Consider the following 19,519-nt stretch of genomic DNA (forward strand, 5'->3'; position numbering starts at 1 on the left):
GGCGGGGGACCAGCCCTCGGCGCCCTTGCCGGAACCGTCCGGGCCGGCGGGGCCCGCGGAGTCGGCGGCGGGGCCGGCCGGAGCGGGGACGAGGGGCATCGCGCCGGAGTCCTCCACGCTGCTCTGCCAGCGCAGTCCGTAACCGATGCTGCGCTGGACCAGGTAGCCGAGGAGCCGGGCGAGCCGCTGCGGGCCGCCGACGGCGGCGCGGGCCCCGGGGTCGTGTTCCAGCAGGGCGTGCAGTAGGTGGGCGGTGTCGGTGTGCCGGTCCCTGTCCCGGACGGCCCTGCGGCGGGCAGCGGCGATCACCACTGCCAGCTCGGCACCGAGCCCGGCAGCGCCGACCGGGTACGGAACCGCTCCGTCATCGGCGGTCCGGTGGGCTGTACGGGGTTGCACATCCCCTACCTCATCAGCCTCAACGGGACGGGGCATCCACGAGGGGAACCATTTTCGCGTCCCACGCGGAGTGGACATCGCCGGCCCGGATCTCATCCTTACGGAGGAGATCTGACCGTTCGGGTGCGAGAGCGGCATCGCCGGGCCACGTTTCTGACAGTTCATCAGTCCTGAATGTTCGCGCCCCTGAGGCTACGGTCCGCGACACCGTAGCCCGATACGCCCGACACGGAGGGGTGGTCGCAATGGCCGGAGTCAGCGGGGAGGCACGCATCCAGGCGCCGGCCGAGAAGGTGTGGGCCCAGCTCACCGACTGGCCGGGGGCGGCACGTTCCAGGAGAACATGAAGCTGATGGGCTTTCCGGCGGAGGTCGACTGGACCATCGAGGAGCTTCAACCCGCCCGGGTGTTCGCCATCCGCGGCAAGGGCCCGATGGCGGTGACCGTGGCCACCCGCTACACGCTGACGCCGGACGGGGACGCCACGAGGCTCCGGATCGACGGGGAGTTCACCGGGGCCGCGGTGTCGTTGATCGCGGGCAAGCTCAAGGACTCGGCGACGGCCGCCCTGAACGAGTCGCTGCGCAAGCTGGACGGCCTGGTGGCCTGAGCCCGGGCAGGCCCTTTGGGTCGGGACGGGCAGGCCCCCTTGGCCGGAAAGGCACCTTGTCCCCTTGAGCCGGGACAGGCTTCCTCCTGTGCCGGGAGATGCGAAGGCGCCCCGCGCGGATGTCGCGGGGCGCCCGGACCGCCGTACCGGCGACGGCGGTTGTCCTCCGAGGCTCAGTGCTCGTCGGCGAGGATGAGGTACAGCTTCTTGCGGGCGTCGTTGATGACGGCGAGCGCCTTCTCTCGCTGCTCCTTGCTGCCGGTCTTCCAGACCTGGCCGAAGGCCTCCATCAGCCCGAAGCCGGCCTGGCGGATCTCGGTGAGGGCCTCCCAGTCGACCCCGCGCGAGGCCTCCTCCCAGGGGGCGTCCGGCCCCTCGTCGGCGGCGGCGCGTCCGCTCTCGGTCAGGGAGAACAGCTTCTTGCCGCCCTCGCTCTGACTGGTGATCAGCCCCTCGTCCTCCAGCAGTTGGAGGGTCGGGTAGACCGAGCCGGGGCTGGGCTTCCAGGCGCCGCCGCTGCGTTCGGCGATCTCCTGGATCATCTCGTAGCCGTGCATGGGCCGGTCCTTGAGCAGGGCCAGGATCGAGGCGCGTACGTCACCGCGCCGCGCCCGCCCGCGCGGACCGCCCCGTCCGCGTGGCCCCCAGGGGCCCGGTCCGAAACCGGGTCCGCCCGGACCGAAGCCCGGACCGCCCGGGCCGAAGGGCCCGAAGGCGGCGCGCCCTCCCTCGAAGCCGCCGAAGCCCACCATGCCCCGCCGGCCGGGACCCTCGTGCCGGTGTCCGTGCTCGAAACCGTGGGTGCGCATCACGATCACTCCATTCCATCGTTGATCTGTCGCATCTGCATCGCATAACGTTCGCGATGACTCGACGATATATCGGAACCGATCGCACGACAACCCCCTTTCCGGCCGTGGGGGCCGGTCGTGCCGATGCGGCGAAATCAGTCCGGCGTCCGCGCATTGGACTTGGTCCGCGGGCCGTCGCTGCCGCTAGCGTCTGCGCCATGCGCATCCGAATCGTCGACGCCTTCACCGACCGCCCCTTCGCCGGCAACCCGGCCGGAGTCCTGCTCCTGGACGACGTCTTCCCGGACGACGACTGGCTCCAGAACGTCGCCATGGAGATCAACCACGCCGAGACGGCGTTCGCGCACCGGCTGCCCGAGGGCGGCGAGGCGGACTGGGCGCTGCGCTGGTTCACGCCCGTCACGGAGGTCGCCATGTGCGGCCACGCCACCCTCGCCACCGCCCACGTCCTGCACACCACCGGCGCCCATGAGGGTCCGGTGCGGTTCGCCACCCGCAGCGGTGTGCTGACCGCCACGCCCGGCGCGGACGGTTCGATCACCCTCGACTTCCCGACCGCCCCGCTCAGCCCGGTGGAGATTCCGGCCGGGGTCGCCGAGGCGCTGGGCGCGGAGCCGGTCGCCGCGTTCGACACCGGCCCCGACGTCGGCGACCTGCTGGTGGAGCTGGCCGACGAGAAGACCGTGCTCGGTCTCTCCCCCGACCACCGGGCCCTCGGCGCCTACTCCTCCCGCGGCATCATCGCCACCGCCCGCGCCGACGCCCCGCCCCGTGGCTACGACTTCGTGTCCCGCTGCTTCTTCCCGAACGTCGGCATCGACGAGGACCCGGTGACCGGCAGCGCCCACACGGCGCTCGCCCCTCACTGGTCCGCCCGCCTCGGCCGCGACGACCTCACCGGGCTCCAGGCCTCACGCCGCACCGGGCTGGTCCGCACCGGCCTGCGGGGCGAACGCACCCTGCTCACCGGCTCGGCGGTGACGGTCGTCGACGGCGAACTGCGCGCCTGAGGAGCCGCTCAGGCGGTCGGCAGCCAGCCCACCTTGCCCGCGAGGAGGGCGTAGCCGACGAACGCGCCGATGTCGAGCAGGGAGTGGGCGACGACCAGCGGCCCGACCCGGCCCCAGCGGCGGTACAGGCACACGAACACCACGCCCATCACCATGTTGCCGAGGAAGCCGCCGATGCCCTGGTAGAGGTGGTAGGAGCCGCGCAGGACCGCGCTGGCCACCAGCGCGGTCCCCGGGGTCCACCCCAGCCCGCCCAGCCTGCGCAGCAGGTAGCCGACGACGATCACCTCTTCGAGGATCGCGTTCTGCAGCGCGGACAGGATCAGCACCGGGTACTTCCACCACACGTCCGGCAGCGCCTCGGGTACGACGGTGAGGTTGAAGCCGAGGCCCCGGGCAGCGAGGTAGAAGGCGATCCCGGTGCTGCCGATCACGGCCGCGATGCCGGCACCCCGGGCCAGGTCGGGCCAGGGGCGGGTGCGGTCGAAGCCGAGGGTGCGCAGGCTCGCGCCCTCGCGCAGCAACAGGTGGGCGACGAGTGCCACGGGCACCAGCGCCGTGGCGATGCCGAAGAGCTGCCAGGCCAGGTCCAGCCAGGGGCGGCCCGGTGCGGCGGAGGCGTTCAGGGTGGCCGCCTGGTCCTTCAGGCCGCCGGGCTTGGTGACCGAGCCGATGAAGCTGATCAGCGCGGACACTCCGCTCGCTCCGAGCGAGAGCGCGAGGACGAGCAGCGTCTCGTCCCGCAGGATCCGCCGCGGGTCACGCGCCCGCGCCGCGGAATCGGCCACCGAGTCAGCCTCCACCTGCACCCCTGCCTCCAGCCGGCTCACGGGCCCCCTGGCCCACCTTTCGCCTGGCAAGGATCGCAGAAGGAACTGTGAAGGGCGCGGGATGCCCCGGAAAGGTCGGGCTCTGATCGTGGCCTCACATCACCCCGTGCCCCCGCACCGCCGGCTCCTCCGACACGCCCCACCACCCGTCGGCGCCCACCGCCGGCTCCTCCACCACGCTCCGCCGCCCGCCTGTGGCCGCCGCCTCTTCTGCGCCGCAACGGCGTTGGACCCCAGGTCGCGACCCGGCGGTCTGCCCGGCGCTCAGCCCGCCCCGCGGCCCGGCGCTCAACCCGTACCGCGGCCCCGCCGGGCCCCGCGGTCAGCCCAGCGGTACCGGCTCCGGCAACCCGACCGGCCAGGTGTGCACCGGCTCCCCCACGTGCATCAGCTCGGCGTACCGCCGTGTCGTCGCCGCCAGTGCCGCCTGCCGTGACAGCCCCTTCTCCAGCGCCCGGTGGAAGGTGGCCGCCTGCCAGGACGCCCCGTTGACCCGGCGCCGGCAGCGCTCCTCGATGACGCCCAGGTAGAGGTCCCGGTCGGCGGCCTCCACACCCCACGCGTCCAGTCCGGCCGAGGCGAGCGGCAGCAGTTCGTCGCGGACCAGCGTGACCGCGTCGACCTCGCCGGTGCCGCCGTAGCGACCCCGCCGGGGCCAGACGAAGCGCGCGTCGATGCCGTACCGGCACGCCGCGTCGAAGTTCGCCTCGGCCGCGGCGAACGGCAGCCGCGTCCACACCGGACGCGACTCCTCGGCGAGGGCGCGGACGAGGCCGTAGTAGAAGGCCGCGTTGGCGATCACGTCGGTGATGGTCGGCCCGGCCGGCAGCACCCGGTTCTCCACCCTCAGGTGCGGGACGCCGTCCGCGATGCCGTAGACCGGCCGGTTCCAGCGGTAGATCGTCCCGTTGTGCAGCACGAGTTCGGCGAGTTTGGGCACCCCGCCGGCCTCGACGACCTCCAGCGGATCCTCGTCGTCGCAGATCGGCAGCAGGGCCGGGAAGTAGCGCAGGTTCTCCTCGAACAGGTCGTACGCGGAGGTGATCCAGCGCTCCCCGAACCAGGTGCGCGGCCGTACCCCCTGCGCCTGCAGTTCGGGCGGCCGGGTGTCGGTGGACTGCAGGAACAGCGGGGGCCGGGACTCGCGCCACAGCTCGTGCCCGAACAGGAACGGTGAGTTGGCGCCGACGGCGATCTGCGCGGCGGAGGCCGCCTGGGCCGCGTTCCACACGTCGGCGAACCGCCCCGGGGTGACCTGGAGATGCAGTTGCAGGGAGGTGCACGCGGCCTCGGGCACGATCGACTTCGAGGTGCAGACGAGGTGCTCCACACCCTCGATGTCGAGTCGGAAGTCCTCTCCGCGCGCGGCGACGATCTGGTCGTTGAGGAGGGTGTAGCGGTCGACCTCGGAGAGGTTCGAGGAGACCAGGTCGTCCCGGTCGAGGGTGGGCAGGATGCCGATCATCACGATGCCCGCGTCGACCTCGCCGGCCTTCCGGTCGGCATAGGCGAGCGAGGTGCGCAGTTCCTCGGCGAGCCGGTCGAAGACCCGGCCGCCCAGTCGGTGTGGGGCGATGTTGACTTCCAGGTTGAACATGGCGAGTTCTGTTTGGAAATCGCGGCTGGCGATCCGCTCGAGTACCTGCCCGTTCAACATTTTCGGCATACCGTCCGACCCGGCGAGATTCAACTCGATCTCGACGCCCATGAGATTCTTGGGACGGTCGAATCGCTTGTCGCGCAGCAGCCGCTCCAGTCCCGTCAGGCACTGCTGGAGCTTTTCGCGGTAGCGCTGGCGATCGGACAGGTCGAACTGCCCTGCCACGACCTTCTCCCCCATCGACGTGTCCCTCCTCGGATGGGCGGGCCGACGATCCGGCCGCCTGGCTCCCGGGTCAGGTGGGATGATGCCCAGCCGAAGCGATCGATAACGTCCCGCGCGGGCCCGCCGCCCGCTAGTCTGTCGGAATGTTCCCGGCGGCACATTCACGGGGCATGCCGCACTCGCACCTTCGGGTGCCCCGCAGACCTCGTGAAAAACGCCGACGACATTCGGCCGACCGTTACCGGTGCGTATGGCGAGGTCAGCGGCGGGGCCCCGGTCCGGAAATCGGGATGATTTCCGCAAATCGACGGCCCAATTCCGCCTTGCCCGGACGGCCCGAATCGGATAGACGAAACAACGGCCGAACACACGTCGTATAAACTTCGCCCACAAGGCAGAAGGTTGGCGCCTCGGTCCTGGTTTCCGCGGTGTCGCTGCCGTCCCCGTTGACGGGCGGCAGAGCGATCCGCACTCTCTTTCACACCAACCCGGGCCCCCACCTCTCCGGCCTTCCGTGAGCTGACAGCGCCGTCCGCCCCACCCTCCTCGCGCCGCCGCGCCTGTCGAATGAGAGGCGACCCACATGCCGCTGCACGTGCCCCCTGCCCCCGCGCCTGCCCTGCGCTCCGTCCTCACCGCCCTCGGTTCCCCGACCGCGGTCCGTGAGGCCCGCACCCCCTCCCTGCGCGCCGCGCAGGGTCCGGCGACACCGGAACTCCCGCTGCCCGTCCACGTGCTGGACCGGATCACCGCGCAAGGCCTGTCCGCGACCCGGCTGGCCGGCTGGCGCTTTCTGATCCGGTGCGGCGAGCGCGCGGTGGCCGCGGCCGAGACCATGCTGACTCCCGACGGCTGGGCCTTCTCGCACTTCTTCGAGGGCCCGTACGTCGCCTCCACCGAACGCGCCCTGCATCAGGCCGAGGCCCTGCAACAGCCGTACCAGGCGAGGCTGCTGTCCGTGCCCGGGCTGTACATGCTCACCCTGTGGCTGCACGGCGACTGCTCCGGCGACGGCAGTGAGGGCCATCCCGCCGCCACCGATCTGCTCGTGCCGCTGGCGCCCGCACCGCCCGGCATTCCGACGCACCGTCCGTTCCCGGTCGCCGAGTTGCTTCCGGTGCTGACCCATCGGGCCACTCCTCTCCCGCTGCTCGGTTCACCTGCCTGACCGACGCCCGCGTACCCCGCTGCCCGGGAGGGAAGCGGGGTACGACTGTCTTTCGAGTACTCCGCCGCCCGGAGCCATCCGGACTAGTCCCATCCGGCCACTGCGAACCACCCGAAGGGACAGTGCAGTTGGACTGAACCGTCCGCGCGGGTGACGCGTCCTGAACCTGTGAGAAGCGGTGCTGTGAAATCCCTGCGGAACGACGCCCAGAGGACAACACTGGTCTCCGACCGACTCATCACCACGGGGGACGGACATGATCACGACAGAGCGAAAGATCCCGCCCATGTGCCAGCACCAGCCACCGTGCCCGCCAGCCGAATCCGCCGACCGGGAGTCCGCCCGCCTCGTGGCGCACCACCCGGAGCAGGGATGGAGCCTGCTGTGCAACGGCGTCCTGCTCTTCGAGGACACCGGTGAGCTGCTGCCCGACGGCCGCATCATCGCCCCGCACCGCCCGCTCGGTGCGGATGAGGTGATGACCGCCGCCTGAGAGCGGCACAGTGCCCGAGGGGCCGGCCCGCACACGACTCGTGCGCACCGGCCCCCGACGCGTGTCCGGGGGAAGGCGACCATGCCGGATCCCGTCCCCGCCGCTTCGAAACTTTCGCCACCGCTCCCCGCGTGAGGGTGCCGCCTACGGCAGGGCGGGCGCGTACTCGAACCAGTCGAAGGCCGCGCGGCCCTCGGTGACGTACATGCCGATGACACGGCCGGTGAAACCGGCGGCCACCTCCGTGGACAGATAACGCCCGTCCAGTTCGGCGAGCCGGACGGTGCCCTCGGCGGTTCCGACCGAGAAGGTGAGGGTGTCGGGGCCGTGCTGCGTCCCGGGGTCCCGGGTGGCACGGATGTCGACGGCCAGGGTGACCGGCCCGGCCGGCAGCGGGTGTTCGGCGACGCACTGCCGCAGCGGGCCGATCCGCGCGATCACGGCCGCGCTGCCCCCGCTCACCTCCAGGTCGTAGTGGTGGGCCTCGTCCAGGCGCACCGAGAGCCCCGCCCGCGCGGCACCGGGCTCCAGCGACGCCGCCGCCCGGCAGTCGTGGTGCTGCTGGCGGCGGCCGACGAAGGTGTGCCCGGGCCGGTCGAGGCTGTCACCGGTGGCGGTCAGCGTGAGCCGGCCCGGCCGCTCGGTCAGCGACCAGCAGCCGTCGGGCCGGCGCCGCGGTGATATCCAGTGCGGTGCGAGCACCGTGCCCGTGAAGTCGTCCCGGGCCGGCGGCTGCTCGACGGGCGCCCAGACGGCCGGCGCCGGATGCCGCTCCTGGACGGGGCCCGTCCGCGGCCAGCCGTCCGCCCACTCCACCGGGACGAGGAACGTCTCCCGGCCGAGGACGTGGAACTCCGGGAACCAGCCGCGGGGCCGGGTACCGAGCAGCACCATCCACCAGGTGCCGTCGGCCGCCCGGACCAGGTCGCCGTGGCCGGCGCACTGGATGGGCAGGCCGGTGCCGCGGTGGGACAGCAGCGGGTTGCCGGGGGCCGGTTCCCAGGGGCCGCGCGGCGAGCGGGCGCGCGCCACCGAGACACCGTGGCCCAGGGCGGTGCCGCCCTCGGCGAGCAGCAGGTACCACCAGTCGCCGATCCGGTACAGGTGCGGGGCCTCCGGGTCCCGCAGGCCGGTGCCGGACCACATCGGCAGCGGGCCCTCCAGCACCCGCCCCGTGCGCGGGTCGATCCGGGCGACGCTGACCCCGGCCATCGCGACCCAGCAGGAACCGTCCTCGTCCCAGGCCAGGTCGGGGTCGATCCCGGGCAGGTCGATCCACACCGGGTCGGACCAGGGGCCCTCGGGGCGCTCCGCGGTGACGAGGAAGGTGCCGCCGGCGCCCGCGCTGGTGGTGATGACGTGGAAGAGCCCGTCGTGGTACCGGATCGTCGGCGCGTAGATGCCGGCGGACGCCGGGACGTCGTCGGGCAGGTCCAACTGCCCCGGCCGGTCGAGGACGTTGCCGATCTGACGCCAGTGCACCAGGTCCCGGCTGTGGAAGAGCGGGACACCGGGGAAGTACTCGAAGCTGGAGCACACCAGGTAGTAGTCGTCGCCGACCCGGCAGACGCTGGGGTCGGGGTGGAAGCCCGGGATGACCGGGTTGTCGTACGTTCGCATGCTCGCCTCCTGGAGGCGGTCGAAAGTTTCGTGATGAAGGCCGAATTTTAATGGCCTGAGGGGTGTTCGCGGGAGGTGCCCGTGCCGCCCGGCTGGTCGAATCACCGGCACGGGAGTGGGATGGAAGGAAGCGAGGACCTCGCAGCGGGCACGCCCGCGGGTGTCACGGCGGTCGCGGTGTCACCCCCGCACTGCCCGTGCGGAACGGTGACGGTGGAGTCATGGGCCATGTCCGGATACGACGCCTCGGCGGTCATGCGAGTGGTGGTCGGCGTGAGCGGCTCCCTGAACAGCGTCACGGCCCTGCGGCGGGCCACGGCGCTGGCCCGCCGGCTGAGAGCCGAGCTGTGGCCCGTGCTGGCCTGGGAACCGCCGGGCGGTGACTCCGCCGCGCGGCGCGCCCCCGCCGGCGGACTGCTGATCGAGGAGTGGCAGCGACTCGCCAGGCAGCGGCTCGCCTCGGTGCTGGAGGAGATCTTCGACGCGGAGGGTCCCGGCGTGCCCATGCAGCCCGTGGTCGTACGCGGCGCCCCCGGCCCGGCACTGGTGACGATCGCGAACCGGGAGGACGACGTGCTGGTCGTGGGCACCGGGCGGCGCGGGCTGCAACGGGCGTTCTCCGGCCGGGTCTCCCGGCACTGCCTGGCCCACGCGCTCTGCCCGGTCCTGGCGGTGCCGCCGTCACCCCTGGCGTCCGAGCTGCTGTCCGTCCACCGCCGCAACACATGGCACCTGCGCATCGACACGCGAGGGTTGTGAAGGGGCCGGCCGGGGCACGCGCGGACGCGTGCCGAGGCTGCGGCGCCGCCCGCTGTCGTGCCGTCAAGAACCGGCCACCGGCCGTCAGAGCGCCGTCAAGGGCGGATCCCGGGACGGCGCCGGCGGACTACCGTTTCCCTCATGGAGCACGGCAACGACACCCGCCCCCACCCGACCGGCGCGTACCCGTCCGGCACCGGGACGGTGGTGCACGACCGGGGCTGGACCGAGGACGCGCGCACGTCGGCCCGCTGCGCCGGCGCGCTGTTCGCCCTGCTGCTGTGCGTCGACTGGACGGCCGGCTCGCTGACCTGGTGGCGCGGCGGGCTGTGGCTCCTGCTGGCCCTGCTCCTGCTCCTCGTGCTGTTCCCGGTGCGCGTGTCCGCCGGCCCGGGCTGGCTGGCCACCCGCCGCCTGTACCGCACCCGCCGCGTCCGCACCGATCTGCTGACCGCGGTGCGCCCGCTGGACGGTGTCACCCGGCGCCTGGTGCTGCGCGACGCCCTCGGCAACCGGGTGGAGATCGATCCGGAGGTCCTCATCCGCAACCCGGAGCTGTGGTACCGGCTGGACGAGGGCGCCCGCGGCTCGGAGGCCGCCGGCACCCTGCTGTGCGGCGCGCCGGCGCTGCACCGCCTGGCCCGCCGCGTGGACCGCGAGACGGCCCTCGGTGTGTTCCGGGCGTCGGGCCTGGAGTGACGCTCGGTGGCCACCGCCCGGCCGGCGTCCCGAACTCCCGCGCTCGGTCCCAGCCCGGCCGAAACCCTCCCCGGCCTCCCCTTCTTGGTGCGGCTTCTGCCCGCGCGGGCCATTCTTAACGCAAGCTTGACGCCGCCTGAGCCGTGATCCATGGGCCCAGGCGTCACGCTCTGCTTACGCTGGTGCCGCCGTCCGGGTGATGGCCGGAAAAGAGCTGAGCCGCACATCAGGAGCACGCCGATGGTCACGACCGAGCGCCCTCCCAGTACCAGCCGCCTGCGCGCGTGGATGCTGGAGGGTCTCTCCGACATGGGCAAGGGCGGTGGCCACACCGGACCCCACGCCGAGCCGGAGCCCCCGCACCAGGGACAGCGCTGGTGGCGGGTGATGTGCCTGACCGGTGTCGACTACTTCTCCACCCTCGGCTACCAGCCGGGCATCGCGGCCCTGGCCGCCGGTCTCCTCTCGCCGGTGGCGACCATCGTGCTCGTCATCGTGACGCTGGCCGGCGCGCTGCCGGTCTACCGCAGGGTCGCCGAGGAGAGCCCGCACGGGGAGGGCTCGATCGCGATGCTGGAGCGGCTGCTGTCGTTCTGGCAGGGCAAGCTGTTCGTGCTGACGCTGCTGGGCTTCGCGGCGACGGACTTCCTGATCACCATCACGCTGTCCGCCGCCGACGCCTCCACCCACCTGGTGGAGAACCCGCATCTGACGCAGGCCCTTCAGGGCAAGCAGATGCTGATCACGCTGTTCCTCGTCGCACTGCTCGGCGCGGTCTTCCTGAAGGGCTTCCTGGAGGCGATCGGGGTCGCGGTCGCCCTGGTGGGCGTGTACCTCGGGCTCAACCTCGTCGTCGTGGTCACCGGCATGTGGCACGTCGTCACCGCCGGGCATGTGATCACGGACTGGAGCAGCGCGCTGACCACGGAGCACGGGAACGTCTTCGTGATGATCGGCGTCGCGCTGATCGTCTTCCCGAAGCTCGCCCTGGGCCTGTCCGGCTTCGAGACCGGTGTCGCCGTCATGCCGCACGTCAGGGGCGACGCCGGCGACACCGAGGAGCGGCCCGCGGGCCGGATCCGGGACACCAAGAAGCTGCTGACCACCGCCGCTCTGATCATGAGCTGCTTCCTGATCGCCACCAGCTTCATCACCACGCTGCTGATCCCGGAGAAGGAGTTCAAGACGGGCGGCGAGGCCAACGGCCGCGCGCTCGCCTACCTCGCGCACGAGTACCTCGGCAACGCCTTCGGCACGGTGTACGACGTCTCCACCATCGCCATCCTGTGGTTCGCGGGCGCCTCCGCCATGGCCGGCCTGCTCAACCTGATGCCGCGCTATCTGCCCCGCTACGGCATGGCTCCGCACTGGGCGCGGGCGGTGCGGCCGATGGTCATCGTCTTCACCCTGGTCGCCTTCCTGGTGACCTGGATCTTCGACGCCAACGTCGACAAGCAGGGCGGCGCCTACGCCACCGGTGTGCTGGTGCTGATCAGCTCGGCCGCGATCGCCGTGACCATCGCCGCGCGCAAGGCGGGACAGCGCGGATGGACCCTCACCTTCGCGGTGATCTCGGTGGTGTTCCTCTACACGACCGTCGTCAACGTCATCGAGCGCCCGGACGGTGTGAAGATCGGTGCCTGTTTCATCGCGGGCATCGTGCTGGTCTCCCTGCTGTCCCGGCTGGCCCGTGCCTTCGAGTTGCGGGTGACCAGCGTGTCTCTCGATCCCATGGCGGAACGCTTCATACGGGACATGGCCAGCCGCAAGATGCGGTTCATCGCCAACGAGCCGGACCGCCGGGACAAGGCCGAGTACCGCGACAAGATCGAGCAGATCCGCGCCGACAACGACATGCCCGAGCAGGAGGACTTCGTCTTCGTCGAGGTGACGGTCACGGACCCGTCCGAGTTCGAGGCGGGCCTCACCGTCCGCGGCGAGGTGCTGCACGGCCGCTACCGGGTGCTGACGCTGGAGTCCGCGTCCATCCCGAACGCCCTCGCCGCACTGCTGCTGCACGTCCGCGACGTCACCGGCTGCACCCCGCACATCTACTTCGAGTGGACCGAGGGCAGCCCGTTCGCCAACTTCCTCCGTTTCTTCCTCTTCGGCCAGGGCGAGGTCGCCCCGGTCACCCGCGAAGTACTGCGCGAGGCGGAACCGGACCGCGAACGCCGGCCGCGGGTGCACACGGGCTGAGCCGAGCCGCACGGGCGGGGGTCTGAGCCGGGGGCGGTACCTCCGACGAGGGGGGCGGTGCTGAAAACGCGGCACGGGTCGCCGTACCTCCGACGGCCCACCCGCGTCCACGGTTCCCGGAGGCCTGGCCCTATGGTGACCGGCATGCAGTCCTACACGATCGGCCAGGCCGCGCGGCTGCTCGGCGTCAGCCCGGACACCGCCCGCCGCTGGGCCGACGCCGGCCGGGTGGCCACGCACCGCGACGAGTCCGGGCGGCGGCTCATCGACGGCAGAGACCTCGCCGCGTTCTCGGTCGAACTGGCCAAGGCGGGCGCCACCGAGGAGGACGCCTCGTACACCTCGGCCCGCAACGCCTTCCCCGGCATCGTCACCGCGATCAAGCTGGGCGATGTCGCCGCCCAGGTGGAGATCCAGGCGGGCCCGCACCGGCTCGTCTCACTGCTGACCCGGGAGGCGGTGGAGGAGCTGGGCCTGGAGGTCGGCATGGAGGCCACCGCGCGCGTGAAGTCCACCAACGTGCACATCGACCGGACCTCGCCGGGCACGTAGCACCGCCACACCTCGGGCCGAGGCCCGCCGTACAAACGCACATGCAAGCTCAAGTACCCGACCACCCGGCTCATGCGATGCAACAGGAGACTTCTCCCTGGCAGATGCGGCAGTATCATCGGCGCACGGCCGCGCTCGGCCGTGCCCGGACGCGACAGCCGTTCGACAGAACCGAGGAGTAGATCCGTGATGACCCGTTCCGTGCGCCGGCCCCGCCGGATGCTGCAACTGGCCGGTGCGGGAGCCGCCGCCGTGATGGCCCTCAGCGCCTGCTCCTCCTCGTCGGACTCGTCGGGCTCGTCGGGCTCCACCGACTCGTCCGGCACACCCGCGTCCCCGAAGCTGTCCGGCACGGTCACCGTGTTCGCGGCGGCCTCGCTGAAGGAGAGCTTCACGGCCCTGGGCAAGGAGTTCGAGAAGCAGCACCAGGGCACGAAGGTCAGCTTCGACTTCGGCGGCAGCGACACCCTCGCGGCCAACATCACCGGCGGTGCCCCGGCGGACGTGTTCGCCGCGGCCAGCCCCCGGACGATGGCCGTCGTGACGGACAGGAAGGACACGGCGGGCACCCCGGTCACCTTCGTCCGCAACCAGTTGGAGATCGCCACCGTACCGGGCAACCCGCACAAGATCTCCTCCCTGAAGGACCTCACCAAGTCCGGCCTCAAGGTCGTCCTGTGCGACAAGACCGTGCCGTGCGGAGCCGCCGCCCAGAAGGCCCTGGACGCGAGCGGTGTCAAGCTCACGCCCGTGTCCTACGAGCAGGACGTGAAGGGCGCCCTGACCAAGGTGGAGCTGAAGGAGGCCGACGCGGCGGTGGTGTACAAGACCGACGTCAAGGCCGCGGGTGGCAAGGTGGAGGGCGTGGAGTTCCCCGAATCGGCCGGAGCCGTCAACGACTACCCGATCGCGCTGCTGAAGAACGCGCCGAACACCGAGGCCGCCAAGGCGTTCATCGCCCTCGTGCGCTCCGCCGAGGGCCAGAAGGTGCTGACCGAGGCCGGGTTCCTCAAGCCGTGACCCCGCTCGACACACCCGGTACCGCGACCGGCCCCCGCACGGGCCGGCCGCCGCGCCGCCGCGTCGGCACGGGGAGCCGGCGCGGGGTCCCGCTGCCGCTGCTGCTGCCGGGCGTGCTGGCCCTGGTGTTCCTGCTGCTGCCGCTGCTCGCGCTGCTCGTCCGCGCGCCGTGGCGCGGTCTGCCCGATCAGCTGACCAGCGCCGAGGTGTGGCAGGCGCTCCAGCTGTCCCTGGTCAGCGCCACCGCGGCGACCGCCGTCAGCATCGTCCTCGGGGTGCCGCTGGCCTGGCTGCTGGCCCGTACGGAGTTCCCCGGCCGGGGTCTCGTGCGCGCCCTCGTGACCCTGCCGCTGGTGCTGCCGCCGGTGGTCGGCGGTGTGGCCCTGCTGCTCGCCCTCGGCCGCAACGGCGTCATCGGCCGGTGGCTCGACGCGTGGTTCGGAATCACCCTGCCGTTCACCACCACCGGGGTCGTGATCGCGGAGGCGTTCGTCGCGATGCCGTTCCTGGTGATCAGCGTGGAGGGCACGCTGCGCGCCGCCGACCCGCGCTACGAGGAGGCGGCGACGACGCTCGGCGCCTCCCGCTTCACCGCGTTCCGCCGGGTCACCCTGCCGCTGATCGCGCCCGGCATCGCGGCCGGCGCGGTGCTGGCCTGGGCCCGCGCGCTTGGCGAGTTCGGCGCGACGATCACCTTCGCGGGCAACTTCCCCGGCCGTACCCAGACCATGCCCCTCGCGGTCTACCTGGCCCTGCAGAACGACCCGGAGGCCGCCATCTCCCTCAGCCTGGTCCTGCTGACCGTGTCGATCGCGGTACTGGCGGCCCTCAGGGACCGCTGGATGACACCGTCATGACGACTCCCCACCCCGAGGCGAAGGACGGCACCGGCCCCCTCCAGGACCGGGCCGCGGCCCCCGACGGCGCTCCCGTCCCGCAAGAGCCACCCGCCCCCGACGGCGCTCCCGCCCGGCAAGAGCCACCCGCACCCGGCGATGCGACCCGCACCGATGGTGCGCGGCGGCGGAACCCGGAGCCGCCCGCAGGCCGGCCGCCCGCCACCGACCCGCACGGGACCCCCGGCCTGGACGCCCACCTCGTCGTCGACCGAGGCACCTTCCACCTGGACGTCACCCTGAACGCCGCCCCCGGAGACGTCCTCGCCCTGCTGGGCCCCAACGGCGCCGGCAAGACCACCGCCCTGCGGGCCCTCGCCGGCCTCACCCCTCTCACCGACGGCCACCTCCACCTGGACGGCACCCCCCTGGCCCACACACCGCCGGAGTCCCGCCCGGTCGGCGTCGTCTTCCAGGACTACCTCCTCTTCCCCCACCTGTCCGCCCTGGACAACGTCGCCTTCGGCCCCCGCTGCCGGGGCGTGCGCAAGGCCGAGGCCCGCGCCCAGGCGTCGACGTGGCTGGAGCGGATGGGACTGGCGGCCCACGCGGGCGCCAAGCCGCGCAGCCTGTCCGGCGGCCAGGCCCAGCGCGTGGCCCTCGCCCGCGCCCTGGCCACCCGCCCCCGGCTGCTGCTCCTGGACGAGCCGCTGGCAGCCCTGGACGCCCGGACCCGCCTGGAGGTCCGCGCACAGCTCCGCCGCCACCTGGCCGAGTTCGAGGCCGTCTCCGTGCTGGTCACCCACGACCCGCTGGACGCCATGGTGCTCGCCGACCGGCTGGTGGTCGTGGAGCACGGCCGGGTCGTCCAGGAGGGCACCCCCGCCGACATCGCCCGGCACCCCCGCACGGACTACATCGCCCAGCTCGTCGGCCTGAACCTGTACCGGGGGCGGGCCGAGGGGCACACGGTACGGCTGGACTCCGGGCCCGCGATCACGACCACCGAGGAGCTGTCGGGACCGGTCTTCGTGGCGTTCCCGCCGTCCGCCGTGACCCTGTTCCGGGACCGGCCCTCCGCTGCCAGCGCCCGCAACCTGTGGCGCTTGGAGGTCGCCGGTCTGGAGACGCACGGCGACCAGATCCGCGCCGACCTCACCGGCGAGCTGCCGCTCGCGGCCGACCTGACGACGGTGGCCGCCGCCGAACTGGACCTGCACCCGGGTGCGCCGGTCTGGGCGACGGTCAAAGCGACGCAGACCCACGCATACCCGGCCTGAGCGGACAGGGGCTCTACGGTGGGTGTCCATGACCCTGAGCATCCGCAACCAGCTTCCCGGCACCGTCACCGAGGTGCATCCGGGCGACGCCATGGCGACCGTCGGAGTACGGCTCACCGGCGGCCAGGACCTCATGGCGGCCGTCACCCTGGAAGCCGTCGAGCAGCTGGGACTCGCCCCGGGCTCCCCGGTGACCGCCCTGGTGAAGGCGACGGAGGTCTCCCTCGCCGCCAACCGGATCGCGGGGGTGTCGATCCGCAACCAGCTGCGGGGCACGGTCACCCGGCTCTCGCTCGGCCAGGTCATGGCCACCGTCCGGGTCGCCGTGGAGGGCGGCGAACTCACCGCCGCGATCACGAAGGACGCGGTCGAGGACCTCGGCCTGTTCGTGGGCTCCGACGTCGTCGCCCTGATCAAGGCCACCGAGGTCGCGCTGGCGACGGCGTAGGAGAGCCCGAAGGCCCCGCCCGGAACCCGGGCGGGGCCTTCGGCAGCGGCTCGCTCAGTCCTCGTAGGCGTCCAGCGGCGGGCAGGAGCACACCAGGTTGCGGTCGCCGTAGGCCTGGTCGATGCGGCGCACCGGCGGCCAGTACTTGTCGGCGGCCGAGACGCCGGCCGGGAAGACGGCCTCCTCGCGGCTGTAGGCGTGCGTCCACTCACCGCCGAGCGCGGCGGCGGTGTGCGGGGCGTTCCGCAGCGGGTTGTCCTCCGCGGGCCACGCGCCGGAGCCGACCTTCTCGATCTCCGCGCGGATGGCGATCATCGCATCGCAGAAACGGTCCAGCTCGGTGATGTCCTCCGACTCGGTCGGCTCGATCATCAGCGTGCCGGCCACCGGGAAGGACATGGTCGGCGCGTGGAAGCCGTAGTCGATCAGACGCTTGGCGACGTCGTCCACGCTCACGCCGGTCGCCTTGGTGATCGGGCGCAGGTCGATGATGCACTCGTGCGCGACGAGGCCGCCGGGGCCGGTGTAGAGCACCGGGTAGTGCGGCTCCAGACGCTTGGCGATGTAGTTCGCGGAGAGCACCGCGACCTGCGTGGCGCGCTTGAGGCCCTCGCCGCCCATCAGACGGACGTACGCCCACGAGATCGGCAGGATGCCCGCGCTGCCCCACGGGGCGGCCGAGATCGGGCCGACGCCCGTCTCCGGGCCGGCCTCCGGCTGGAGCGGGTGGTTCGGCAGGTACGGCGCCAGGTGCGAGCGGACCGCGACCGGGCCGACGCCCGGACCGCCGCCGCCGTGCGGGATGCAGAACGTCTTGTGGAGGTTCAGGTGGGAGACGTCGCCGCCGAAGTGGCCGGGCTTGGCGAGGCCGACGAGCGCGTTGAGGTTGGCGCCGTCGACGTACACCTGGCCGCCCGCCTCGTGGACCTGGGCGCAGATGTCGGCGACGTGCTCCTCGAACACACCGTGCGTGGAGGGGTAGGTGATCATCAGCACCGCCAGCTCGTCGCGGTACTGCTCGATCTTGGCGCGCAGGTCCTCGACGTCGATCTCGCCGTCCTCGGCGGTCCTGACGACGACGACCTTCATGCCGGCCATGACGGCGCTGGCCGCGTTGGTGCCGTGCGCGGAGGACGGGATGAGGCAGACGGTCCGCTGCTCGTCGCCGTTGGCGCGGTGGTAGCCGCGGACGGCCAGCAGACCGGCCAGCTCACCCTGCGAGCCGGCGTTCGGCTGGAGGGAGACCTTGTCGTAGCCGGTGACCTCGGCGAGGCGGTCCTCCAGCTCGTGGATGAGCGTGAGGTAGCCCTCGGCCTGCTCGGCGGGCGCGAAGGGGTGCAGCTGCCCGAACTCGGGCCAGGTGACCGGCTCCATCTCCGTGGTCGCGTTGAGCTTCATGGTGCAGGAGCCCAGCGGGATCATGCCGCGGTCGAGCGCGTAGTCGCGGTCGGCCAGCCTGCGCAGGTAGCGCAGCATCGCGGTCTCGGAGCGGTGCTGGTGGAAAACGGGGTGGGTGAGGTAGGCGTCGGTGCGCAGCAGCGACTCGGGCAGGGTGTCCTCGGCGCTCTCGTCCAGCGCCTCGATGTCGCCCTCGACGCCGAAGGCGGCGAAGACGGCGGCCAGCTGGGCCCGGTTGGTGGTCTCGTCGCAGGCCGCCGAGACGTGGTCGGCGTCGACGAGACGCAGGTTCACCCCGTTGTCCCGGGCGGCGGCGACGATCGCGGCGGCCTTGCCGGGCACGCGCGCGGTGACGGTGTCGAAGTAGGCGCCGTGGACGATCTCCACGCCACCGGCCTTCAGGCCCTCGGCGAGGATGGTGGCGTACCGGTGCGTGCGCCGGGCGATGGTCTGCAGGCCCTCCGGACCGTGGTAGACGGCGTACATGCCGGCCATCACGGCGAGCAGCACCTGCGCGGTGCAGATGTTGCTGGTGGCCTTCTCGCGGCGGATGTGCTGCTCACGGGTCTGCAGCGCCAGGCGGTAGGCCTTGTTGCCGTCGGTGTCGACGGAGACGCCGACGAGCCGGCCGGGGAGGCTGCGCGCGAACTTCTCGTGGACGGCCATGTAGCCGGCGTGCGGCCCGCCGAAGCCCATCGGCACACCGAAGCGCTGGGTCGTGCCGACGGCGATGTCCGCGCCCAGCTCGCCCGGCGAGGTCAGCAGGGTCAGCGCGAGCAGGTCGGCGGCGACCGTGACGAGGGCGCCCAGCTCGTGCGCCTGGTCGATGACCGGCTTGATGTCCCGTACGGCACCGGAGGCGCCCGGGTACTGGATCAGCACGCCGTTGATCTCGCGCTCGGCGATGCCGGCCGGGATGCCGTCGCTGAGGTCGGCGACGACGACCTCGACGCCGGTCGGCTCGGCGCGGGTCTCGATCACGGCGATGGTCTGCGGCAGCGCGTCCGCGTCGACCAGGAACAGGCCCTTCTTGTTCTTGCCCATGCGCCGGGACAGCGCCATGGCCTCGGCGGCGGCGGTGCCCTCGTCCAGCAGGGAGGCGCCGGAGGTGGGCAGGCCGGTCAGGTCGGCGACCATCGTCTGGAAGTTCAGCAGGGCCTCCAGGCGGCCCTGCGAGATCTCCGGCTGGTAGGGCGTGTAGGCCGTGTACCAGGCGGGGTTCTCCATGACGTTGCGCAGGATGACGGGCGGCGTGAAGGTGCCGTAGTAGCCCAGGCCGATCATCGAGCCGAGCACCTGGTTGCGGTCGGCGAGCGAACGCAGCTCGGCGAGCACCTCGGCCTCGGTGCGGGCGCCCGGCAGGTCCAGGGCGTCGGCGTTCTTGATCACATCCGGGACCGCGGCGGCGGTCAGCTCGTCGAGCGAGCCGTACCCGACCTGCGCGAGCATCTTGGCCCGCGCCTCGTGGTCGGGCCCGATGTGGCGCTGCTCGAACGGGGTGCCCGCTTCGAGTTCGGAGAGCGGAATGCGATGGGCGGTCATTGCGGAGGCCTCCTGGTCT

General features: G+C 72.2%; 16 protein-coding genes and 2 pseudogenes. 12 read left to right on the top strand and 6 right to left on the bottom strand.

Going from position 1 to position 19,519, the window contains the following annotated elements; genetic code table 11:
* A pseudogene (locus ABZV94_RS26915) lies at window positions 1–399 on the bottom strand (peptidase); the annotation flags it as partial.
* A gap of 245 nt (window positions 400–644) precedes the next feature.
* On the opposite strand from ABZV94_RS26915, the pseudogene ABZV94_RS26920 reads away from it, so the two are divergent.
* Window positions 645–1,009, top strand: a pseudogene (locus ABZV94_RS26920) (SRPBCC family protein).
* 173 nt (window positions 1,010–1,182) lie between these two features.
* Here ABZV94_RS26920 and ABZV94_RS26925 read toward each other — a convergent pair.
* On the bottom strand, window positions 1,183–1,818 hold the full coding sequence (locus ABZV94_RS26925) for a PadR family transcriptional regulator (protein ID WP_356344615.1): 636 nt from the start codon (window positions 1,816–1,818) through the stop codon (window positions 1,183–1,185).
* Window positions 1,819–2,018: 200 nt separating this feature from the next.
* Here ABZV94_RS26925 and ABZV94_RS26930 point away from each other — a divergent pair, with 200 nt between their 5' ends.
* Window positions 2,019–2,831, top strand: coding sequence for a PhzF family phenazine biosynthesis protein (locus ABZV94_RS26930; RefSeq protein WP_356344617.1), 813 nt, complete (start codon window positions 2,019–2,021; stop codon window positions 2,829–2,831).
* Between the two features lie 8 nt (window positions 2,832–2,839).
* On the opposite strand, the gene ABZV94_RS26935 is transcribed toward ABZV94_RS26930, so the two are convergent.
* The gene (locus ABZV94_RS26935) at window positions 2,840–3,640 is read right to left on the bottom strand and encodes a type II CAAX endopeptidase family protein (RefSeq protein WP_356344667.1); all 801 of its coding nucleotides are present in this window, start codon (window positions 3,638–3,640) and stop codon (window positions 2,840–2,842) included.
* A 343-nt stretch (window positions 3,641–3,983) separates the two neighbouring features.
* Window positions 3,984–5,501 carry a glutamate--cysteine ligase gene (locus ABZV94_RS26940; protein ID WP_356344619.1) on the bottom strand — a complete coding sequence of 506 codons (1,518 nt, stop codon included), beginning with the start codon at window positions 5,499–5,501 and terminating at the stop codon, window positions 3,984–3,986.
* Between the two features lie 568 nt (window positions 5,502–6,069).
* Here ABZV94_RS26940 and ABZV94_RS26945 point away from each other — a divergent pair.
* Window positions 6,070–6,654, top strand: coding sequence for a hypothetical protein (locus tag ABZV94_RS26945; RefSeq protein WP_356344621.1), 585 nt, complete (start codon window positions 6,070–6,072; stop codon window positions 6,652–6,654).
* A 286-nt stretch (window positions 6,655–6,940) separates the two neighbouring features.
* Window positions 6,941–7,147, top strand: coding sequence for a DUF5999 family protein (locus ABZV94_RS26950; protein ID WP_356344670.1), 207 nt, complete (start codon window positions 6,941–6,943; stop codon window positions 7,145–7,147).
* A gap of 144 nt (window positions 7,148–7,291) precedes the next feature.
* Here the strand turns inward: ABZV94_RS26950 and ABZV94_RS26955 are convergent, their stop codons facing one another.
* The gene (locus ABZV94_RS26955) at window positions 7,292–8,767 is read right to left on the bottom strand and encodes a glycoside hydrolase family 43 protein (RefSeq protein WP_356344623.1); all 1,476 of its coding nucleotides are present in this window, start codon (window positions 8,765–8,767) and stop codon (window positions 7,292–7,294) included.
* A gap of 228 nt (window positions 8,768–8,995) precedes the next feature.
* Between ABZV94_RS26955 and ABZV94_RS26960 the strand changes: the two genes are divergently transcribed.
* From ABZV94_RS26960 to ABZV94_RS26995, 8 genes are all read left to right on the top strand, one after another.
* Window positions 8,996–9,526, top strand: a complete 531-nt coding sequence (locus ABZV94_RS26960; RefSeq protein ID WP_356344625.1) for a universal stress protein — start codon at window positions 8,996–8,998, stop codon at window positions 9,524–9,526.
* 141 nt (window positions 9,527–9,667) lie between these two features.
* On the top strand, window positions 9,668–10,225 hold the full coding sequence (locus ABZV94_RS26965) for a hypothetical protein (RefSeq protein ID WP_356344628.1): 558 nt from the start codon (window positions 9,668–9,670) through the stop codon (window positions 10,223–10,225).
* 240 nt (window positions 10,226–10,465) lie between these two features.
* The gene (locus ABZV94_RS26970; RefSeq protein WP_356344630.1) at window positions 10,466–12,424 is read left to right on the top strand and encodes an amino acid transporter; all 1,959 of its coding nucleotides are present in this window, start codon (window positions 10,466–10,468) and stop codon (window positions 12,422–12,424) included.
* A gap of 144 nt (window positions 12,425–12,568) precedes the next feature.
* Window positions 12,569–12,976, top strand: a complete 408-nt coding sequence (locus tag ABZV94_RS26975; RefSeq protein WP_356344631.1) for a helix-turn-helix transcriptional regulator — start codon at window positions 12,569–12,571, stop codon at window positions 12,974–12,976.
* 189 nt (window positions 12,977–13,165) lie between these two features.
* On the top strand, window positions 13,166–13,996 hold the full coding sequence (modA, locus tag ABZV94_RS26980; RefSeq protein WP_356344634.1) for a molybdate ABC transporter substrate-binding protein: 831 nt from the start codon (window positions 13,166–13,168) through the stop codon (window positions 13,994–13,996).
* Complete coding sequence (modB, locus tag ABZV94_RS26985; protein WP_356344637.1) at window positions 13,993–14,853, top strand: molybdate ABC transporter permease subunit; 861 nt, start codon at window positions 13,993–13,995, stop codon at window positions 14,851–14,853. Before modA ends, modB begins: the two co-directional genes overlap by 4 nt.
* Window positions 14,850–16,112 carry an ATP-binding cassette domain-containing protein gene (locus ABZV94_RS26990; protein ID WP_356344640.1) on the top strand — a complete coding sequence of 421 codons (1,263 nt, stop codon included), beginning with the start codon at window positions 14,850–14,852 and terminating at the stop codon, window positions 16,110–16,112. Before modB ends, ABZV94_RS26990 begins: the two co-directional genes overlap by 4 nt.
* 28 nt (window positions 16,113–16,140) lie before the next feature.
* Window positions 16,141–16,560, top strand: coding sequence for a TOBE domain-containing protein (locus tag ABZV94_RS26995; RefSeq protein WP_356344642.1), 420 nt, complete (start codon window positions 16,141–16,143; stop codon window positions 16,558–16,560).
* 54 nt (window positions 16,561–16,614) lie between these two features.
* Here ABZV94_RS26995 and gcvP read toward each other — a convergent pair whose 3' ends face one another.
* A complete protein-coding gene (gene gcvP, locus ABZV94_RS27000; protein WP_356344644.1) occupies window positions 16,615–19,500 on the bottom strand; it encodes an aminomethyl-transferring glycine dehydrogenase in 2,886 nt (961 codons plus the stop codon).
* Window positions 19,501–19,519 lie beyond the last annotated feature (19 nt).

Source organism: Streptomyces sp. NPDC004658 (genome assembly GCF_040609555.1).
Lineage (GTDB): Bacteria > Actinomycetota > Actinomycetes > Streptomycetales > Streptomycetaceae > Streptomyces.

What these genes read in the sequence shown, in the direction of transcription:
- ABZV94_RS26960 (WP_356344625.1), top strand. Translation starts at nt 8,996, where the DNA reads ATGTCCGGATACGACGCCTCGGCGGTCATGCGAGTGGTGGTCGGCGTG.
- ABZV94_RS26975 (WP_356344631.1), top strand. Translation starts at nt 12,569, where the DNA reads ATGCAGTCCTACACGATCGGCCAGGCCGCGCGGCTGCTCGGCGTCAGC.
- ABZV94_RS26995 (WP_356344642.1), top strand. Translation starts at nt 16,141, where the DNA reads ATGACCCTGAGCATCCGCAACCAGCTTCCCGGCACCGTCACCGAGGTG.
- gcvP (WP_356344644.1), bottom strand. Translation starts at nt 19,500, where the DNA reads ATGACCGCCCATCGCATTCCGCTCTCCGAACTCGAAGCGGGCACCCCG.
- ABZV94_RS26940 (WP_356344619.1), bottom strand. Translation starts at nt 5,501, where the DNA reads ATGGGGGAGAAGGTCGTGGCAGGGCAGTTCGACCTGTCCGATCGCCAG.
- ABZV94_RS26990 (WP_356344640.1), top strand. Translation starts at nt 14,850, where the DNA reads ATGACGACTCCCCACCCCGAGGCGAAGGACGGCACCGGCCCCCTCCAG.
- ABZV94_RS26925 (WP_356344615.1), bottom strand. Translation starts at nt 1,818, where the DNA reads ATGCGCACCCACGGTTTCGAGCACGGACACCGGCACGAGGGTCCCGGC.
- modA (WP_356344634.1), top strand. Translation starts at nt 13,166, where the DNA reads ATGACCCGTTCCGTGCGCCGGCCCCGCCGGATGCTGCAACTGGCCGGT.
- ABZV94_RS26930 (WP_356344617.1), top strand. Translation starts at nt 2,019, where the DNA reads ATGCGCATCCGAATCGTCGACGCCTTCACCGACCGCCCCTTCGCCGGC.
- ABZV94_RS26945 (WP_356344621.1), top strand. Translation starts at nt 6,070, where the DNA reads ATGCCGCTGCACGTGCCCCCTGCCCCCGCGCCTGCCCTGCGCTCCGTC.
- ABZV94_RS26955 (WP_356344623.1), bottom strand. Translation starts at nt 8,767, where the DNA reads ATGCGAACGTACGACAACCCGGTCATCCCGGGCTTCCACCCCGACCCC.
- ABZV94_RS26950 (WP_356344670.1), top strand. Translation starts at nt 6,941, where the DNA reads ATGTGCCAGCACCAGCCACCGTGCCCGCCAGCCGAATCCGCCGACCGG.
- ABZV94_RS26970 (WP_356344630.1), top strand. Translation starts at nt 10,466, where the DNA reads ATGGTCACGACCGAGCGCCCTCCCAGTACCAGCCGCCTGCGCGCGTGG.
- ABZV94_RS26965 (WP_356344628.1), top strand. Translation starts at nt 9,668, where the DNA reads ATGGAGCACGGCAACGACACCCGCCCCCACCCGACCGGCGCGTACCCG.